Raw genomic sequence first — 15,105 nt, 5'->3', positions numbered from 1 at the left:
TGAGCCCGCTTCAAGACGGGCTCAAAAAAGATTAAAGCATTTCAAGAACGAGGGAGGAAGCGCCGCCGCCGCCGTTGCAAATACCGGCACATCCGTATTTGCCTTGTGTTCTCTTAAGGGCATGAATGAGTGTAACAATAATGCGAGCCCCGGAACAACCCAAAGGGTGCCCAATACTAACGGCACCGCCGTGGATATTAACTTTCTCGGGATCCAATTCAAGAATTTGGTTATTAGCTAAAGCAACTACCGAAAAGGCTTCGTTGATTTCAAATAAATCAATATCATTTTTAGTAAGCCCGGCTTTCTTTAAAGCAATGGGGATGGCATCAGCCGGTGCGGTTGTAAACCACTCAGGAGCTTTAGCCGCACTAGCATGACTCAGTATCTTAGCAAGAGGCTTGAGGCCCAATTCTTCGGCTTTGTCTGCACTCATAACCAAAACAGCTGCTGCCCCGTCATTAATACTGGATGCATTTGCTGCAGTCACGGTTCCTTCTTTATCAAAAACAGGACGGAGTTCGGGGATTTTTTCAAAACGAACTTTATCCAATTCCTCGTCTTTTTCTACTTCAGTTACATTCCCCTTGCGGTCCTTAACCTTCATTTTGATTACTTCATCCTTGAAGTAGCCTTTTTCCGTAGCTTCAATAGCCCTTTTATATGAAGTGACAGCATATTCATCCTGCTGCTCACGGCTTATGTTACATTCTCTCCCACAAAGGTCACCGGCATTCCCCATCAGGTAATCATTATATACATCCCAAAGCCCGTCTTTGACAATACCGTCTTCAGCTTGTGTGTGTCCGTATTTTGATCCAAAACGCTGTTTGGGAAGATAGTAGGGAACATTACTCATGCTCTCCATGCCGCCCGCTACAATGATGTCAGCTTCACCCAAACGGATTTGGTCGGCCGCAATCATAATTGCTTTCATCCCGGATGCACATACCTTGTTCACCGTGGTTGCCGGAGTTCTTTGATTCAAGCCTGCTTTCATACCGGCTTGTCGTGCAGGGGCCTGGCCGATTCCGGCTGAAAGTACATTGCCCATTAATAATTCCTGAACATCATCTGCTTTGATACCGCCTGCCTTTACCGCTTCAAGTATGGCCGCAGCCCCCAGTTCCGGTGCCGTAAAAGATGACAGGCTGCCTCCAAAGGAACCCATGGGTGTTCGTTTTGCTGATACTATAACTACGTCTCGCATGATCAAAAATAATTTAGATTAGAAGTTCTGTAAGCGCTTTTTTATATAAATAAAAATACTAAAGCCCGGGAAATGATGATATGTTAAAATGCCTGGTTTAAGTCGTCAATCAGGTCGTCGGCATCTTCAATTCCCACGGAAATTCTGATGAGAGAATCTTTCAATCCGGCTTTTTCCCGAACGTCTTTCGGTATAGAGCCGTGCGTCATGGATGCCGGGTGGCTGATGAGTGACTCCACTCCACCCAGGCTTTCTGCAAGTGTGAAAATCTTGGTATTGCTCATAAACTTAACAGCTGCTTCGATAGAATCATTTTTGAGGGTAAAGGAAAGCATTGCTCCAAAATCATCCATTTGTTTTTTAGCCAATTCATGCTGAGGATGTGAGCTAAGCCCCGGATACAAGACAGAAGCAACTTCAGAATGGTTTTCAAGAAATTCGGCTATTTGTTTGGCATTATCTACGGATCTCTGAACACGAACACTCAGCGTTTTGATACCTCTTAAAGTAAGGTAGCAATCCATTGGGCCGGGAACAGCCCCGGAAGTTTTTGTCTGAAACCGAAGATTCTCCATAATCTCTTTATTGGAACTTGCCACGGCGCCGTGAATAACGTCTGAATGTCCGGCTAAATATTTGGTAGCGGAGTGAAGAACAGCATCCGCTCCAAACTCTAAGGGTCGTTGTAAGTAAGGTGAAGCAAAAGTATTATCCACAACCGTCAAAATATCTTTTGGTTTTGCAAGCTCAACCAGTGCTTTAATATCAACGACCCGAAGTAAAGGGTTGGTGGGGGTTTCGATCCACATCAACCTGGTTTTGGGAGTGATAGCTTCTTTTACTTTATCAAGATCAGTCATGTCCACAAAAGTAAAATTGATGCCGTACGGTTCAAATACTTTTGTAAAAAGACGGTAGGATCCGCCATATAAATCGTTAGTGGTAACTACGTGGTCACCGGGACGCAACATCTTCATCAGGGCGTCCATTGCAGCTACGCCACTGGAAAAACAGGCCGCTTCTTCAGCGCCTTCCAGGCCTGCAATCATTTTTTCAAGTGCCGTTCTGGTGGGATTGCCAACACGGGCATAATCATAGCCCTTGTGCTGGTTTGGGGCTTCCTGTGCGTACGTTGATGTTTGAAAAATTGGGGGCATTACCGCACCGGAAGTTTCTTCGGGCTTCTGGCCGGCATGAATAGTCTTGGTATTAAATTTCATAATTAATTATTCGCAGAGACGGTTTGACGTTCTTTTAATTTCTTCAGTACCTCGAGTTTATCTCCATATTCATCGTTATTGGGATCGATGTCAATCAATTTCTCATAATACTCAATGGCAAAATCGATTAGCGTATAAGCTTTTTGTCGAAGAGCAGTCCGGTCATTTTCGAATGATACCTTTGTTAAAGCAAGATATTGAGATGCCAGGTTGTTATAAAAAACAGCTAAACTTTCCAGGTATTTTGTATTTGATGTATCTCTTTTAAAAGCCTCAATTAGATGTTCTTCAGCTTCTTGCCCCATCTCTTCAGCTTCAGCACGTAAATCTTCGGTCAATTCTGAGTTGTTATCGGAATAAGCCGTTTTGAGCTCTTCCAATATATCGGATGTAATCTCATAGAGCTGGGTTCCGTAAACATTTCTCAGGTTCGCATTTTGCGGGTTTTCATCCACAAGTGTTTCCAGCATGTTTGCTGCCTCAGCGCTGTTGCCATTTGAGATGTATGCGTTAATGAGCCCAAAAGCTAAATTCAGGTCATCTTCCATATTTGTATTAGCCAACTCATAGTATTGTGCGGCTTCGGCAGGATTTCCTTTTTCAAGATATAAATAGCCAAGGTTTTCGTAGAGTTCAGCTGAGGGTTCATCAGCATAATCAAGGGCGGTTTCCAGGCTCGTGATGGCTTCATCAATTTCCCCAAGGTTAAACTGGGCAACCGAAAGGTTTCGATATGAGCTTACGGCATCCGGCCTGAGAATTAGAGCATTTTGGAAATGTATTTCAGACCGTTGGTATCTTTCAGACACGGCTTCATTTTCTGAAATTCGCAGTCCCGCGTTATGCTCATCTTTCCAATACTGCTGGCGCAGGCTGTCGATGGTTGAAAGTTGTGATTCACTGGCATCATATTCTATGGCTGAGTTAAAATCGTCAGCTGTTTTTGTATAGAATTCCGCCCTTAGCTCAGGGTCGGTTTCTCTTGCCAATTCCGCATTTATCTCACCGCGTTGGATATAGAGTGCAGGTTGTGAAGGATTCTCATCCAGCCGGCTGTCTATTTCGGTAAGTGCTTTTTGATAATTATTGTTTGCAATTAATTCATCAAGGTTAGCCCCGGATGAACCGCAAGAATAAAAAAACCCGGCTACAAGTAGTAAGCCTGCAAGCCGGGTAAAGGTTGATACATTCATATTTATATATTTGTGTGCATTTGGCAATTAGTTGCCTGCTTTTTCAATCGCTTCTTCGTACTTATCCTGCATGTCGAGGGTAATATAGATATTAGCCAGACTCTGCCATGCACCTTTGTTTTCCGGATTGAGTTCAACTGTTTTTTCATAGTTTTCCATAGCTTTTTGAAGCAATGCTTTGGCTTCCGCATCGTATTGATCAGCTAAGTCAATGTCATCAGTATAGTTACGTTGACCAAAAAGTACGGCGGCACGGTTCTGATATAAAACGCCCAATGCATTATAAGCAGTTTCATCATCAGGTCTTAATTCTAAAGTCCTGAGCAGTTCTTTTTCAGCAAGATCATTGAGTTCATTGGTTTGAGCCAAACGTTCGTCAATTTCTTCTTCCAAAGTTTCAATCTGGTTTTCCAAATCATTTGCTTTGCTACCGCTGGCATTTCTTAACTCACTTCTGAGATCATAAATCTCATCATATATTTCTGAGATTCTTTGAGTAAAACCTTCTGTTTCAGTTAGAATAATAGTCCCTAACACAAGGTGGTACTGTGGGTTGTCGGGATCGGAGGCTATTAATTCTTCAAGTACTTCGATTGCGCGCCCTCTTTCTCCGACGTTCATATAATTGTCAGCAAGCTTTTGGGTAAGACTTACGCTGTCAGGATAGAGTTCCAATCCTTCTTGAAGCATATCAATGGCTTTTTCATTCTTACCGGTCTGAGCATAAAAAGCGGCAATACGGTCATAATCCTCAGCGGGGGGAGGGTTTTTAAGCTCCATCGACTCTGCTAAAACCTCAGCAGCTGCTTCAAAATTGCCATCCATATAGTGGATTTGAGACAGCACATCATAAGAAAGTGTACTATCCGGATTTACGATAATAGCATTTTCCAGGTGAGCTACCGCAACTTTCAACGGTTCCTCCATGGAAGCCATTACGCTGTCATTGGTTGCATATTCCAGAGAAGCATTATGTTCCCTTCCCCAGGCATTTAGAATCAAATTATCAACTTCTGCAGCTTCATCAGGTTTCTCTTCAACATCTTCAAAAAGATCTCTTGATTTAACTATGGACTCTCTGAAATCTCTGTAATAGGGCTTTCTGTCGCTTGGAGGCTGAATATTAGCAGCTTGCTGAGAGTAAGCTAATGCTTTATAATAGTAGCCGATGCCATTATTAGGGTTCTGCTCGATAAACCGATCAAGGCTGGCATGCGCGCTATCATAGTTTTGAGTATATATATTCAGTTGGGCTTCATCAATAACAGGGTCAGTAGTTTCGCACCCTGAAAGTATCCCAAAGAAAAGGAGCACGGGAATTAAATTACTAAGTAGCTTTTTCATTTTGTGTATAGATTGAATTTGGTTGTAGTCAGAACAAATTTATATGTTCACGAAAATAATCATATGTGTTGCTTTCTGCAATTTATTAGCACATATGCTTTTGGTTCCTAAATCAAACTAAACATATAGAACTTTTACATGAAAAAAATACATTCAACAGATAAAGCACCGGCTGCAATAGGCCCATATAGTCAAGCAACCTCACATAATGGCACACTTTATTGTTCCGGCCAAATTCCATTAGATCCGGAAACCATGGAAATAGTAGGAAATAATGCCGCCGAACAGGCCGGGCAGGTGATGAAAAATTTAGAGGCTGTTCTAAAAGAAGCGGGTATTGGCTTCTCAAATGTGCTAAAATGCACCATCTTTTTAGCGGATATGGATGATTTCGGAGCCGTTAATGAAGTGTATGGAGCACGCTTTGAAAGCGATCCGCCGGCACGGGAAACGGTAGCGGTAAAAACTTTGCCGAAGAACGTACTGGTAGAAATAAGTTGTATTGCCTACTTATAAATAAACTTCAAAAGTCGGGTACTGTATGTTTTACAGAGAATAAGGTATGGTTCCCGGCTTTATCTTCAACGCTGATTATGACAGTATTTACTTCTTCAGGCATGAATTGAGGATGATAATAGATGAGTAACTCTTCTTCATAATCATACTCGGCAATTCCTTGTTCGCCATTTATGATAAATTCAGCCGAAGAGGCTTTAACTCCGCTAAGTTCATCTTCAATATGAACAGTTGCCAGCCACTTTCCATAATCGGTTTTATATACTTTGAAATCAGACATTTGCGGGGGCTCATTATCCGCTTTAATGATAAAATTTCCCGGCTCTGAAGGATAGCCATGTACGGTTTGACCCCTGAGCTCAGAATCTACGTAAGATAATTCGCCATCAGAAGGGGATACTCGAAAAAGGCGATAACGGTTTCCTTCCTCAAAATAATCCCCAAGGAAGAACTCAATCCTGAATTCAGACTTTACAGCGAGCATTTGTGGCTGAATGGAAAGTAATATTTCATCATCGAGTGCATAAGAAACGGCCACACTCAGTGTGTCAAAAAATGAATTCGCGTTGAATTTAACGGATAAACGACGGTCCGGGGTATGAACTTTTTGAGCGTATTCGGGGAAAATACGGGCGAAATTTATGGGGGGCAGTGAACCCCGAAGAAAAATTTGCTGAGTTTCTTTCCAGTGAAACCCACCAAGACCTTCGTTCAAGCTGAATGTATTGTTGAGATCCGGGGAAACCCAGTCTTCATGCCAATACCAGTTTTCAAGAGCCGGCAATATGGACGGCAGATTAAAAGTAAAGGGCGTCTCCGGGTCGGGTGTGATTGTTATCCGGGCCGTGGAGGTATTGCCAAAGTAATCAGCGGCAACAATGGTATAGGTCCGGGTTGAGTCTGATGCGTGGATTCGTGCCCCGGGTTTGTCGATGAGATAGAACGGGTTTTGGTTTCCGTCTTTACCATATAGGCGCTGATGTCCCCGGCGGGTGGACCCAAAAGGAGCAATTCTATCCAGAAACATCTCACCGGATTCATCAAAAGGGAATGAATTAAGCTCTTCGTAAAATAAAGTGTCGGATTGATGTATGAGAGCAAGTGTGTGAACGGCATATGCATTGTACACATCATTTGCCTGATCGTAGACGTTGACAGCCAGCCCGGCCTTGCCGGATACTTTAACTTCGCCAAAATCATATATGCCGTTTTTGACCTCCGGGCGGCGATTGTGGGAAACGGGGTGTTGTTCTATGCGGCTATTTTTTGACAACGGTTCTACAATTAAAGAAGAAAAAACAGGAGGGATGTCATCTTTGACCCTTAGATTGGTAGTAAGGGCATTGACCGGATTTTGCAAAGAATCCCGAACCTCAAAATGTAAGTGGGGAGGGCCAATACCGGTGGAGCCGGTGTATCCAATCACATCTCCCTGTTCTACGAAAATACCGAGGGTATCGAGCTGGGCGTCCATCTCGAATGAAAAATCTTTTAAGCGAATGGAATCTGCCAAAGCCTGAAATTCGTCATTAAACCGCTGAAGATGAGCGTAAACGGTGAAGGTGCCATCAGGATGTTTTAAGTAAATGGCTTTTCCATAGCCCCGCTCGGTTACCAGTAACCGATAAAGAACGCCATCCCTGGAAGCAAAAACACGATAACCTTCCCGTCCCCAGGTCTTGATATCAAGTCCGGCGTGGAAATGGGCCTCCCGGGTTTCTCCAAAAGTAGAACTCAGGTATTGTCCTGAGTCGGTCGGCCATAAGTAATGTTGTGAATGCACAACAGGGGAGCAGAACAGAATGGATAAAAATAAAAATACAGTTAATAACAGCCGCACAATTTACCCGATATTCACAGTTAAAGATTGCTTCCCGTTGTTAAGGAGGACTTCCAGTTTATCTCCTGAACTTACCTGGCCCACGCCTTCCGGGGTGCCGGTAAAAATGAGGTCGCCGGGGTGGAGAGTATAAATCTGGGAAAGAAAAGTAATTAAGTTGGGTATTGGGAAAATCATTTCAGAAGAATTTCCATGCTGTTTTACAAAGCCATTTTGAAAAAGTTTGATATCCATATTATCCGGATCTTCAATTTCAGAAGGAGGGAGGAACTCGCTGATTGGGGCAAAGTCATCAAATCCTTTTGCAACAGACCATGGGTGGCCTTGTTTCTTGGCTAATTGCTGGATATCACGAGCCGTAAAATCAATTCCTACTCCATATCCGGCAATATAATCCATGGCTGAGCCGTGCGAGATATTTTTACCTGATTTTGAAATGGCAACAACAATCTCAGCCTCGAAATGGATATCGTTACTTTGTACAGGAAGTGAGATGGACGCATTATTATAACAAATGGTACCCAGGGGTTTTAAAAATACCAAGGGCATTTTAGGAATGGGGCTTCCCATTTCTTTTGCATGCTGAGCGTAATTTCGTCCGATACAATAGATATTGCGTACGGGTAGGTCGAGGCCGGGGATTTCAGGATTTTGCATACACTAAGATATAAAAAAAGCCCCGCACATAAACTATGTGCGGGGCTTTTAATTTCATAGATATGTGGATCAGTTTACAGGATCTACATTTACGTGCTTACGGCCGCCTGAGCGTACTGCAAAATTTACAGTTCCGTCAGCAGTAGCAAATAGTGTATCGTCTCCGCCGCGTTTCACGTTTTCACCGGGGTGAAATTTAGTGCCGCGCTGACGAATAATAATACCACCGGCGCGAACATATTCGCCGCCGAATTTTTTTACGCCAAGTCTTTTGGAGTTGGAATCACGACCGTTTCTGGTAGAACCTTGACCTTTCTTATGTGCCATAACAATAAGGGTTTAGTAATGAAAAATTTATTTTTCTAAAGCTTCAATTAATTCAGCTTTTCTCAAGCTGGAGTAACCGGTAAGGCCTCTTTCTTTTGCCAATTCTTTAAGCTCAGCAACTGTCATTGAACTTAAATCAACAGACTCTTCTTTTTCTTTTTTAGGAGCTGCTTTCTTGGCTTCAGCCTTCTTAGCCGGAGCTTCATCTTTTTTGGATGATTTTGATTTCTTTTTGGACGAAGTGGCACCGGAAGCGGAGATGCTCTCAATTTGAATTTGAGACATTACCTGTCGGTGGCCGTTAAGCTTCTGATATCCTTTACGACGTTTTTTCTTGAACACTAATACTTTATCAGCTTTAACAGTATCCAAAATAGTGGCGGAAACTTCTGCTCCTTCAACAACCGGAGTCCCAACATTTACATTTCCGTTATCATCTTTTATCAGCAACACTTTATCAAATGTAAGCTTTTCACCGTCGGCGTTTTGCTTGTCAACAAACAGCACGTCGTTTTCTGCTACTTTATATTGGTGTCCGCCGATTTCAACTATAGCGTACATAATCGTTTAATTTCTTTCTTTTGCATTTAATTCAGAGCTTGAAAAGATAAGGCTTACTTCGTACAAAACAAAGCAAATCTGAACTGATTAATTCAGAAAGTTCACTTAACTTTAGAGAAAAATAAATTACCTTAGAAGCATGAAAAAATTACCATCACTGCACGAACAGGCATTCAAATATAAAAATACCAAGCGATTGCAGCGTGACGGAGGCCGCGCATGGATTAAAGATTCGCAGCTTCACGAGGCCCGCAAAGATGCCAACGGCCGTTTTCTTACCATTGCCAGGGATCTGAAAGTACCCCACAAGAAAACAACCATTTTAGATGATAAAGATCTTCCTTCACACCTGCCTGATAATTCTCCGCTTCCTTAGGTTTATAGATTGATACCCGTTATTTAAAATTCCAAGCTCCAAATTCCAAATAAGCCCGGTCATTGCGAGGAGGCTGTGAGGTGGAATGCAGGGCTGGAGGTTGGACGACGAAGCAATCTCCCTGATACGAACCCGGCTGTGCAACAACGGCTAAAACCCTGTCCCTCCAAAGGGACACAAGGTTCGAGTCTTTGGCAAGTGCATTGCTCGCTTTAAGGAGATCCTTCGTCGTTCGCTGCGTATGCACTGCGCTCACTCCTCAGGATGACGGGGGTGGTGGTAAGTGTCCAAGCGCCACTGTCGTGGCAGATGCCCGTGCCGGTCATGATGTGCTGTCATCCTGAACGAAGCGCATGCGGAGTGAAGGATTTCCCTGATACGGCTTGGAATATTTACCCCGACTCATCATCTGAGAACCCCGGATTAGGCGGATGATAGGATTCCATGGATTCTGTTGGCAAGCCGACCCAAACGGGGTCATATGTGTGTAGCCCCTTATTCCCGCCCATTCACTCTACGCCACTTTTGGAACCGCGCGCTGGAAGCCCTGACGGTTTACATGGCCGATATATTTGCCAATGATGCGCACCTCTTCAAATACATCCGGCTCAATAAAAATATCGTCATACTCGGGATTGGCAGGCTCAAGACGCAAACCATTGTCATCCCAGTAAATTTTCTTAAGACTGGTTTCTCCGTCATATAATACTGCTCCGATATCTCCATTTTTTACATCAGTATCCATCAGCAGCACAAAATCACCGTCATAGATGCCCACATCTTTCATGCTGAATCCCGTCACCCGCAGTGCAAACAAATCATCCAGGTCCGGGAACAGGGTATCCATGGTAATACTGCCCAAATTGGCTTCAACGGCTTCCTGCAGAGAACCGGCCGCAATCAATCCGCGAATCGGGATGCCTTCCTGAGCTTCCGTCTCACCCAGTAAGCTTTTCTTTTCAGGCGGTAAATCATATTCTTCATCATCCCGTTTTACCAGATAGCCTTTCTTAAGCAACGCCTGTATATTTTGGGTGACGCTGTTGGGCGATGCATACCCAAAATGATCGGCTATTTCTCTATACGTCGGCCAAACTTCATGTTCTTTTTTATAATCGACAATGAAGTTGAAAAACTCGTGCTGTTTGCGCGTTAAATGTGCATTATCCATGGTAATCTGTATTTTATGTAAAATATATGTGTAATAAAAGGAGTTTATATATGAAGTTCAATAGTAAATGTGTAAAAAACATGTACAGGCTGATAGCCCTGTGTACGGTGTTTTTAATGATCATATCCTGTGCCCGGGAAAGTGCCTATTCGGAACTGCTGACTGAGGATTACCCGGAGTTGTACACCTATGTTTTTGAGAGAAATGCGGATTCATTGTTAGCATTTACGGATCATTCCAATGAATATATCCGAAATCAAGCCTGGCGTGGGTTGATAAGCACCCCGGTTGAAAGTATGGACGAATTTATAACCAGGGTGCAATACGCTGATTCAGAGGTAGCCTGGGTGGCGTTAAGTCATCAGGAGCTTACCGATGAGCAATTAAGCCGGCTGCAGGATTTATGGGAAATCCGCCCTTCTCTTCGAAATGGAATCAGTTTGGTTTTGGGGCGGCAGGGAAATCAGGCTTCATTAAATTTTTTGGTACAGAATTTTGAAACCATCATGGATTCCGATTATGAATACGAAACAGCGTTAGCTATTAGCCGGTTATCCATTGAACATGAACTGAATGAATCGAACCAAAAGGTTCTACTGCGGTATGCTGCAATACTTGATGATCCTGAATTATTCCGCGCCTATTTTTATGGTCTCTATAGAAGTAATCAAGCCCTGGCTGGCGATGATATGCGTCAAACGCTTTGGGAGACTTATGAGTGGACACAAAGGCCCGAAATAAAACAATATGCGGCAAAGATTCTGTTTAATACCGATGCCGAATGGTTCTTTGCGCGCCTGCCGATTGGGGACGCCTCACAAATGAATGTGCAATTGGCCATTGAACTGGCTCAGCATACCGGAAAGTTGAATTGGAGTGAGAAACTGGAGAATTTATATCGCCGGCTGCTAAATCATTCCAATCCCGCAGTAAATGAGGTGGCACTCAGCCAGATCAAAAATCATCCCGGAAAAGTTGCTGCTTTTGATGAGGTCATAATTTCGGAAGTGGTGGAGAATGAAGAGAAAGAAGCATCGGTTCGGCTATCAGGTATTTTGGCTTTGAGCGAGGTATCGGGATATCTGAGTTTAGCGGACACCCTTGCTGAGGAAAGCGAATACTTATTGATTAAGAAATTGAATATCTATCAAAAGGGATTGGCCGCTGAAGAGTATTTGGAGACGCTGGAAGAATATGCGGTGAGTGAAAACAGGATGGAAGGTACATTTGCTGTGCAGGCGTTGTCCGGATGGTGGACGAATTTGAGTGAGGCCCGTAAAAGCACCTCGTTCAGAACAAGAATCAGGACCCTGGTGTTTGAACTTCTGGAGCAGAAAGACCGGAGTATCACCTATACCACTCTCAATTTTTTAACCGCTTCAGGTCTGGTTGAGGAAAATGATTTTGAACGGCTTGAAGAACTTTTGTCTGATTACCGGCTGCCGGAAGATGTAGAGGTTTTTCAGGCGTATGGAAGTTTGTTGAAAGAGCATTTTGAAGATCGCGCCGCCCCTGTTATTGATGCATTAGTGCAGAAAGGGAATGCAGCCCTTAATAGTGCGCTTCACGGGCAGGGCTGGGAGATTCCGGATGAAGAAGGGAAACCTCAAACGTTCCGTACCCCAAACTGGCAACGGCTTGCGGAACTGGAATACGAACCGATTTGGGTGCTCGAAACAGAAAAAGGAACCATTAAAATTGCAATGAATGTATTGATTGCCCCGGCAACCATTGCCGGAATGGACAGCCTGACTCAAGCCGGCGCTTACGATGGAGTAGCCTTTCACCGGGTGGTGCCAAACTTTGTAATTCAGGGCGGGGATGTGGAGTCCGGCCTTGGCACGGGCGGTCCCGGATATGTGGTGCCGACGGAGGGCTCCGAAAAAGATTATAAGCGAGGCATGGTAGGGATAGCCAGCGCGGGTACGGATACCGAAGGAAGCCAATATTTTATTATGCACCAGTGGAAACCCCATCTGAATGGAGACTATACCATCGTGGGTGAAGTAACGGAGGGAATGGAGGTGGTGGACCGAATCCTGGAAGGCGATAAAGTTACCAAGGCATACTGGCAGCAAAGAGAAGAATAGGGGGGTAAATTCCAAGGATCAAGTTGCAATGACCAAATTCCAAAAGGCCCGGTCATTGCGAGGAGCCCGGGAGGTGGAATGCAGGGTTGGGAGGTTGGTCGACGAAGCAATCTCCCTGAAGCGATCACCCGGACATGTCATGGAGATCCTTCGTTGTTCGCTCCGCTCACTCCTCAGGATGACATGGTCGGTGTTTGCTGATCAGGCGCCACTGTCGTGGTGGATGCCCGTGCCGGTCATGGTGTACTGTTGCCTGAAAGGCAATGCCCGTCCGCCAACCGGCGGATGGCTATGTGTGTATTAAAAGGCTCCTGTCATCCAAAACGAACCAAAAGATCAAGAAAACACGAAGATCGCAGGCCCGGTAAACACTTGCACGGTTCCTGCTTACCCACCTTCTCAACCGTTGTTTACTTCTTTCCCCGTGTTTTCAAGTTTCTCCTTAAATGGATTCTGAGGTGGAAATTCCCCGGAAATTTCCACAGAGTTTCTCCTCCCGGGAGGAGATAAAGAGGAGGGTCGGTGGTGGCAAGGGCTAAGTGGTTTTTTTACGAATGATATTTTACCCATGAGCTGGTGGCGCATCCATCACTCTGAACCGGGATTTTCAGGATGGACAGGATTTAACGGATGCCTCGCGATGACGGGTGAAAAAAATTCCAAAAAAGACCGGTCATTGCGAGGAGCCTGTGAGATGGAATGCAGGTTTGGGAAGTCCAACGACGCGGCAATCTCCTTGAAACGAGCACCCGGTTGTTTGAAATACCAAATCCCAAACACTTGGACCTTGCCCCTTGAAACTAATTTAACAGTTTGGACAATTTTTACACCTTCCTGAACGATATTAAACAAACAAACCGTTATCTTGGAAGCGTTTCCAACAAGCAAATATAATTAGATAGAAAGTATTACAATAATATGGACACTGTTTTAGACCGAGAGATGTCATTTGAGCTTACCGATGATCAAAAAATGATTCGCGACAGCGTTAAGGAATTTGTAGAGCGCAATGTTGCCCCAACGGTGATGGAGAGAGATAACAGCAAAGAATTTCCCCATGAAATTGTAAAAGAACTGGGTGAATTGGGGATGCTGGGAATATATCATGAAGAACAATATGGCGGTGGCGGCTTTGATGTGGTCAGCTTTTGTCTGGTGCTGGAAGAAATAGCCCGGTGGGATGCTTCCCTGGCGCTGACGGTGGCTTCCCATACTTCCCTGGGAACCGGACACATTGCCCTGGCAGGAAATCACGAACAGAAACTGAAGTATATGCCGGAACTTACTTCCGGAAAAAAATTGGCAGCCTGGTGTTTAACGGAACCCGGTTCAGGCAGTGATGCTTCGGGAATGAAGACAACAGCGATAAAGAAAGGAGATAAATACATCCTTAACGGCACCAAGATTTTTATCACCCAGGGTTCTGTAGGTGATACCTATGTGGTTCTTGCCAAAACCGATCCAAATGAAGGAACGAAAGGTATTTCTGCATTTATCGTAGAGCGGGAGTGGGACGGAGTAAAACCGGGACCGGGGATGCACAAGCTTGGAATGAATTCATCGGATACCACCGAAGTTGTTTTTGAGAATGTGGAGGTACCCGCAGAAAATTTATTAGGTGAAGAAGGACAGGGATTTGTGGATACCATGAAAGTATTGGACGGCGGACGTGTAGGGATTGCCGCATTATCCGTCGGGATTGCACGCGGTGCCCTGGAAGAATCGCTGAAGTATTCCATGGAGAGAAAACAATTTGGCTCTGCCATCGGAAATTTCCAGTATATAGAAGGGAAGATGGTGGATATGGCTACTGAAATTGATGCCGCCCGGCTGCTGGTATTAAGAGCGGCCTGGCTCAAAGACAATGGTAAACGTTATACCACCGAAGCTTCCATGGCCAAGCTTTTTGCCTCCGAACTCTCGGTTCGTGCTGCGCTGGATGCCATCCAAATTCACGGCGGGTACGGATATACCAAAGAATACCATGTAGAACGTTTCCTCAGAGATTCCAAGCTGATGACCATCGGCGAGGGAACCTCTGAAGTGCAGCGATTGATTATTGCACGCGAGCTTAAAAAAGGTCTTGTATAATTGAATTGACCAAAATCTTGTTGTTGGAGACCCAAAGCCTGCGGCTGTAAAACTGCAGGCTTTTTTATTTCGTCATTGTGAGGAGCCCGGGAGGTGGAATGCGGGTTTGGGAGTTTCAACAACGCGGCAATCTCCCTGATACGGGTCCCGGTTGTTTGAAATGACCTGGTTGGCTTAGTCATGCAGGTCTGAAGACCTTGGCTTGTTTATGTCCTTGCCATTCCTTCGCCGTTCGGTCCATCGCACATCGCCCATCGCATTTCATTGGGACGACGGACTAATTTTTACTCTTTTGGATGATAAGGAATAGAACAAGGATGAGGTGGATGCCCGTGGCCAGAGCGATGTTGCGTCAAGGAGATCCCGCATCTCCGTGTTCACTTCGTGCGGGATGACAGCCCTTGGGTAGGGTGTAGAGTAGAAAAAACCCGTCATCCCGGTCAAACCGCAGCGGAGCGGAGGTGCCGAACCGGGATCTCCCACCACATGGATTGTCCTCACCACAGCCT

The 15,105-nt window shown here is 44.7% G+C and carries 13 protein-coding genes; 4 read left to right on the top strand and 9 right to left on the bottom strand.

All coding sequences use genetic code 11. From position 1 onward, the window contains the following. Nucleotides 1-31: 31 nt before the first annotated feature. From HUJ22_RS13800 to HUJ22_RS13785, 4 genes are all read right to left on the bottom strand, one after another. Nucleotides 32-1,210 (bottom strand): acetyl-CoA C-acyltransferase, encoded by a 1,179-nt coding sequence (locus tag HUJ22_RS13800; protein WP_290878280.1) that lies wholly within the window; start codon nucleotides 1,208-1,210, stop codon nucleotides 32-34. Between the two features lie 83 nt (nucleotides 1,211-1,293). Next, nucleotides 1,294-2,430, bottom strand: a complete 1,137-nt coding sequence (locus HUJ22_RS13795) for a cystathionine gamma-synthase (RefSeq protein ID WP_290878279.1) — start codon at nucleotides 2,428-2,430, stop codon at nucleotides 1,294-1,296. 2 nt (nucleotides 2,431-2,432) lie between these two features. Then, nucleotides 2,433-3,623, bottom strand: a complete 1,191-nt coding sequence (locus tag HUJ22_RS13790) for a tetratricopeptide repeat protein (RefSeq protein WP_290878278.1) — start codon at nucleotides 3,621-3,623, stop codon at nucleotides 2,433-2,435. A 27-nt stretch (nucleotides 3,624-3,650) separates the two neighbouring features. After that, the gene (locus HUJ22_RS13785) at nucleotides 3,651-4,967 is read right to left on the bottom strand and encodes a tetratricopeptide repeat protein (protein ID WP_290878277.1); all 1,317 of its coding nucleotides are present in this window, start codon (nucleotides 4,965-4,967) and stop codon (nucleotides 3,651-3,653) included. A gap of 138 nt (nucleotides 4,968-5,105) precedes the next feature. On the opposite strand from HUJ22_RS13785, the gene HUJ22_RS13780 reads away from it, so the two are divergent. After that, nucleotides 5,106-5,483 carry a RidA family protein gene (locus HUJ22_RS13780; protein ID WP_290878276.1) on the top strand — a complete coding sequence of 126 codons (378 nt, stop codon included), beginning with the start codon at nucleotides 5,106-5,108 and terminating at the stop codon, nucleotides 5,481-5,483. Nucleotides 5,484-5,490: 7 nt separating this feature from the next. On the opposite strand, the gene HUJ22_RS13775 is transcribed toward HUJ22_RS13780, so the two are convergent. From HUJ22_RS13775 to rplU, 4 genes are all read right to left on the bottom strand, one after another. After that, complete coding sequence (locus HUJ22_RS13775; protein ID WP_290878275.1) at nucleotides 5,491-7,266, bottom strand: M23 family metallopeptidase; 1,776 nt, start codon at nucleotides 7,264-7,266, stop codon at nucleotides 5,491-5,493. 60 nt (nucleotides 7,267-7,326) lie between these two features. After that, the gene (locus HUJ22_RS13770) at nucleotides 7,327-7,980 is read right to left on the bottom strand and encodes a fumarylacetoacetate hydrolase family protein (RefSeq protein WP_290878274.1); all 654 of its coding nucleotides are present in this window, start codon (nucleotides 7,978-7,980) and stop codon (nucleotides 7,327-7,329) included. 69 nt (nucleotides 7,981-8,049) lie between these two features. Then, complete coding sequence (rpmA, locus tag HUJ22_RS13765) at nucleotides 8,050-8,307, bottom strand: 50S ribosomal protein L27 (protein WP_290878273.1); 258 nt, start codon at nucleotides 8,305-8,307, stop codon at nucleotides 8,050-8,052. A 27-nt stretch (nucleotides 8,308-8,334) separates the two neighbouring features. Further along, the gene (rplU, locus tag HUJ22_RS13760; protein WP_290878272.1) at nucleotides 8,335-8,868 is read right to left on the bottom strand and encodes a 50S ribosomal protein L21; all 534 of its coding nucleotides are present in this window, start codon (nucleotides 8,866-8,868) and stop codon (nucleotides 8,335-8,337) included. Nucleotides 8,869-9,007: 139 nt separating this feature from the next. On the opposite strand from rplU, the gene HUJ22_RS13755 reads away from it, so the two are divergent. Beyond that, entirely contained in the window at nucleotides 9,008-9,244 is a 237-nt protein-coding gene (locus tag HUJ22_RS13755; protein ID WP_290878271.1) for a hypothetical protein, read from the top strand. A gap of 514 nt (nucleotides 9,245-9,758) precedes the next feature. On the opposite strand, the gene lexA is transcribed toward HUJ22_RS13755, so the two are convergent. Further along, nucleotides 9,759-10,415, bottom strand: coding sequence for a transcriptional repressor LexA (gene lexA, locus HUJ22_RS13750; protein WP_290878270.1), 657 nt, complete (start codon nucleotides 10,413-10,415; stop codon nucleotides 9,759-9,761). Nucleotides 10,416-10,495: 80 nt separating this feature from the next. On the opposite strand from lexA, the gene HUJ22_RS13745 reads away from it, so the two are divergent. Together HUJ22_RS13745 and HUJ22_RS13740 are read left to right on the top strand one after the other, a co-directional pair. Further along, a complete protein-coding gene (locus HUJ22_RS13745; RefSeq protein ID WP_290878269.1) occupies nucleotides 10,496-12,505 on the top strand; it encodes a peptidylprolyl isomerase in 2,010 nt (669 codons plus the stop codon). Nucleotides 12,506-13,423: 918 nt separating this feature from the next. Continuing rightward, nucleotides 13,424-14,596, top strand: a complete 1,173-nt coding sequence (locus HUJ22_RS13740) for an acyl-CoA dehydrogenase family protein (RefSeq protein WP_290878268.1) — start codon at nucleotides 13,424-13,426, stop codon at nucleotides 14,594-14,596. Nucleotides 14,597-15,105 lie beyond the last annotated feature (509 nt).

It is taken from the genome of Gracilimonas sp., assembly GCF_014762685.1.
Lineage (GTDB): Bacteria > Bacteroidota > Rhodothermia > Balneolales > Balneolaceae > Gracilimonas.
Note: the sequence above shows the minus strand (reverse complement) of the source record. Positions and strands in the feature narration are given on the sequence as shown.

Excerpts from the sequence above, each read along its gene's own strand:
- HUJ22_RS13800 (WP_290878280.1), bottom strand. The coding sequence starts at position 1,210 with ATGCGAGACGTAGTTATAGTATCAGCAAAACGAACACCCATGGGTTCC.
- HUJ22_RS13795 (WP_290878279.1), bottom strand. The coding sequence starts at position 2,430 with ATGAAATTTAATACCAAGACTATTCATGCCGGCCAGAAGCCCGAAGAA.
- HUJ22_RS13790 (WP_290878278.1), bottom strand. The coding sequence starts at position 3,623 with ATGAATGTATCAACCTTTACCCGGCTTGCAGGCTTACTACTTGTAGCC.
- HUJ22_RS13785 (WP_290878277.1), bottom strand. The coding sequence starts at position 4,967 with ATGAAAAAGCTACTTAGTAATTTAATTCCCGTGCTCCTTTTCTTTGGG.
- HUJ22_RS13780 (WP_290878276.1), top strand. The coding sequence starts at position 5,106 with ATGAAAAAAATACATTCAACAGATAAAGCACCGGCTGCAATAGGCCCA.
- HUJ22_RS13770 (WP_290878274.1), bottom strand. The coding sequence starts at position 7,980 with ATGCAAAATCCTGAAATCCCCGGCCTCGACCTACCCGTACGCAATATC.
- rpmA (WP_290878273.1), bottom strand. The coding sequence starts at position 8,307 with ATGGCACATAAGAAAGGTCAAGGTTCTACCAGAAACGGTCGTGATTCC.
- rplU (WP_290878272.1), bottom strand. The coding sequence starts at position 8,868 with ATGTACGCTATAGTTGAAATCGGCGGACACCAATATAAAGTAGCAGAA.
- HUJ22_RS13755 (WP_290878271.1), top strand. The coding sequence starts at position 9,008 with ATGAAAAAATTACCATCACTGCACGAACAGGCATTCAAATATAAAAAT.
- lexA (WP_290878270.1), bottom strand. The coding sequence starts at position 10,415 with ATGGATAATGCACATTTAACGCGCAAACAGCACGAGTTTTTCAACTTC.
- HUJ22_RS13745 (WP_290878269.1), top strand. The coding sequence starts at position 10,496 with ATGTACAGGCTGATAGCCCTGTGTACGGTGTTTTTAATGATCATATCC.
- HUJ22_RS13740 (WP_290878268.1), top strand. The coding sequence starts at position 13,424 with ATGGACACTGTTTTAGACCGAGAGATGTCATTTGAGCTTACCGATGAT.